Origin of the sequence: Sphingobium cyanobacteriorum, assembly GCF_030580935.1 — a bacterium.
Classification (GTDB): Bacteria; Pseudomonadota; Alphaproteobacteria; order Sphingomonadales; family Sphingomonadaceae; genus Sphingobium; species Sphingobium cyanobacteriorum.
On the sequence record NZ_JAUQOM010000055.1, the window covers coordinates 1 to 3,350 of the forward strand.

Annotated in this window: 3 protein-coding genes; all 3 read left to right on the forward strand. The window is 62.2% G+C overall.

Annotated features, from left to right (window positions below; translation table 11 throughout):
- A partial coding sequence (locus tag Q4610_RS21520) for a strawberry notch C-terminal domain-containing protein (RefSeq protein ID WP_304537817.1) occupies positions 1-1,887 on the forward strand: 1,887 nt, incomplete at its 5' end.
- A 62-nt stretch (positions 1,888-1,949) separates the two neighbouring features.
- Positions 1,950-2,363 carry an MbcA/ParS/Xre antitoxin family protein gene (locus Q4610_RS21525; RefSeq protein WP_304537818.1) on the forward strand — a complete coding sequence of 138 codons (414 nt, stop codon included), beginning with the start codon at positions 1,950-1,952 and terminating at the stop codon, positions 2,361-2,363.
- Positions 2,360-3,094 (forward strand): RES family NAD+ phosphorylase, encoded by a 735-nt coding sequence (locus Q4610_RS21530; RefSeq protein ID WP_304537819.1) that lies wholly within the window; start codon positions 2,360-2,362, stop codon positions 3,092-3,094. Before Q4610_RS21525 ends, Q4610_RS21530 begins: the two co-directional genes overlap by 4 nt.
- Positions 3,095-3,350: the final 256 nt, after the last annotated feature.

Genomic DNA, 3,350 nt, shown 5'->3' on the forward strand with positions numbered 1-3,350 from the left:
GACCCGTCTTCGAACACTCCCTCTAACCCGCATATTATCTGGAGTGAAATCATGGAAAACCGAAGGAAACCTGCGTCTCTCGCCGCCACGCTCGACATAAACTGCGACTGCAAAGAATATGTGATCGACTATCTCGCCAAGAGCTTCCCAGTTCGCCTGATGGCGGTGTTCACTGACGAAAACGGCAATCCTCGCTCCGAGCCGATGAGTGACGCGCACGGCGCACCTGTACACTGTCGAACTGCGCTGGCCGCACGCGACCGGATGATCGAGCAGCTTTGCGCCCTGCCGCCGATCGCCACCGCGCTCGATGCCATCATCGAGCGTTTCGGTGTTGACCAGGTTGCAGAAGTCACCGGTCGGACGCGCCGGCTGATCGTCGGCCGCGATGGTCGCCAGAAACTCCAATCCCGCTCCCCACGAGCCAATGTGGCCGAAACCCAGGCATTCATGGACGGAGCCAAGCGCATCCTGGTGTTCTCCGATGCCGGGGGAACCGGGCGCAGCTACCATGCCGATCTGACCGCGAAGAACCAGGCCCGCCGCGTCCACTTCCTGCTCGAGCCGGGCTGGCGGGCTGACGCCGCAATCCAGGGGCTCGGGCGGACCAATCGCACCAATCAGGCATCGGCCCCGCTGTTCAGGCCCGTGACGACAGATGTGCGCGGCGAGCGTCGCTTCATCTCGACGATCGCGCGACGGCTTGACAGCCTCGGGGCCTTGACGCGCGGGCAGCGCCAGACCGGCGGACAAAACCTATTCGATCCGGCCGACAATCTCGAAAGCATCTACGCCAAGGAAGCACTCCATCGCTGGTTCGGCTTGCTGTTCACCGGCAAGCTCGAAGCGGTCAGTCTCGGGCGCTTCCAGGAGCTGACAGGTCTCCGGATCGAAGGAGCCGACGGTTCAATGGTCGATGATCTGCCGTCGATCCAGCGCTGGCTCAACCGCATCCTGGCGCTTCCCATAGCCCTGCAGAACGCGATCTTCGATGAGTTCATGGGGCTGGTCGAAGCGCGTATCGATGCCGCCCGGCAGGCCGGCACCCTTGATCTGGGCCTCGAGACCATCGCAGTCGAGGACTTTGCGGTCCTTTCCGACACGCTGCTGCGCACCGATCCGGCATCGGGCGCGACTACCCATCTGCTGGAGCTGGAAATCGCCAGAGCCTTGAAGCCGCTTACGTTGAAGCGGCTCGAGGAGATCCACGGCCTCACCGGGCAGCGGCAGCGACCGGTTCGGAACGCCCGCTCTGGTCGGGTTGCCTTGCTCGTGCCTGCCCGCAGTATTCTTGCTGATGACGGCACCCGCGTTTCCCGCTTCGAACTGCTGCGCCCCTTGAAGCGGACTCACATCACCGAGGATCAGCTCGCTGAGAGCAGCTGGGAGGCAATTTCCGTCGACGTTTTCCGTGAAGCCTGGGCGACCGAGGTCGAAGAAGCCCGTTCGAGCCACAAGCGCGAGCGCCTCTATCTTGCGACGGGCCTCCTGCTTCCGGTCTGGGACAAGCTCCCTTCGGATTTCGTGAGGGTAAGCCGCATTTCGGCAGCAGATGGCCGTTCGCTCCTCGGCCGAGAGGTTCCCGTCCATTGCGTGCCCGAACTGTGCCGAGCGCTGGGTCTGGAACGCGAGCAAACTCTTTCCGCCGACGACATTGTCCAGACCGTCTTGGCGACGGGCCGCGCCATGGAACTCGCGGGCCGCGAAAAGCTCCTGGTCAAACGCAGTCTGGTCAATGGGTCACAGCGACTTGAGCTTACGGGATGGAGTGCTGCTCGGCTCGACTGGTACAAGGCCCAAGGCTGCTTTACCGAGATCATCCGCTATCAGACCCGGCTCTTCGTGCCGATCGAGGGCGCGGCGAGCGTGATTGCCAGACTGGCATGATCGGCAGAGTTCCTTGCCAAATGGCATTATTTGCGATATATGATGCCATATGGAGAACTGCCATGCTGGCTCTGCAACCCGTTGATACTTCCGTTACCGCCTTCCGTCCCGATCCAATTACCCAGGACGAGGCAGCTGCCATGTTCCGAGCAGTCCTCAATCTGTTCGGCAAATGGGAACTGACCGACGAGCAGGCGGCAACGCTGCTCGACATGCCGGTGCGCTCCTATCGCCGATGGAAGGCGGAAGGCCCCGGGCGCATCTCGCGCGATGGCCGCGCGCGTCTTTCCAACCTCATGGGGATCCACAAGGCGCTTCGCATCATCTTCTCGGAGGCGACCCGCGGGTACACTTGGATCAAGGCAGCGAATGAAGCGTTTGGCGGAGCCAGTGCGCTCGACGTAATGCTGGGAGGCGAGCTTACCGACATCATGCGGGTGCGTCGCTACCTCGACGCCGAGCGCGGTGGCTGGTGACCGAAACAGCAGAAATCCCCGTTTCTAGAGTTGAGTGGAAGGGCGCTGTCAGGCTCATCCGCAGCGTCTTTCCGCCGATCGACCTGTTCGAGGACGTCGCCGATCCCGCGGACTGGCCGCTGCTGATCTCGGCCGAGCAGAAGACCAATCCACGCATTATGGCGACGATTGGCAATCTCGACCTGGTACCGATCAACCGACGCGTCGGCGGAAACGGAGCCTCCTACCTCATGGCGCCGTTCACCCATGTCAGCATTGACCGGCCAAGCCGATTTACCGACGGAAGTTATGGCGTGCTCTATGTCGGCGACCGGTTTGAGACCGCGCTGTTCGAGACGATCCACCACCATGCGCGGTTCATGGCACGAACCAAGGAAGCGCCTGGTTGGACCTCGCAGTTCCGGGAGATCGTCATGACGGTCGATGCAGGCCTGCATGATCTCCGGCCTCAGGCGGGGGAGCCGGTTCCGGCGCTCGCTCCCGACAACTATGCAGCATCTCAGGCGCTCGCGCAGTCCCTCAGGACAGCAGGATCGGACGGGATTGCCTACCCGAGCACCCGGCATACGGGTGGGGAATGCGTCGCGCTCTTCTACCCAGACTGCGCATCAAATCCCTTGCAGAGGCGTCATCTCGACTATCACTGGGATGGCCAGCGCGTTGACCTTGTCCGTGATGCCGGATCAGGGGCTGTTTTCCGCATCGTCGATTTGCCCCCCGATCCTGACTGATCGCATGAGTTGGGCTGTAGGATGTCCGAGAAAAGCTCCGGCCAGCGGACTCAAGTCTGCGCACGAGCCTTCACGATCTCATGCAGGGCTTTGTCCGGCGAAACTGGGCCCTTGTACAGCGGGCTACACGGTGTTGTCAACGGCGGAGCAAAAGTCGGCCATTCGGCGGCGTAAAACCAGGCCATCGTGTTACATGCCGGGGGGAGTGGCGTGAGGGCGTAGCCCGAGGGCCACTCCCCCCGGCATTGGTGTAATT

Bases quoted from the DNA above. Each gene is read 5' to 3' on its own strand.
- Q4610_RS21525 (WP_304537818.1), top strand. From the start codon at position 1,950: ATGCTGGCTCTGCAACCCGTTGATACTTCCGTTACCGCCTTCCGTCCC.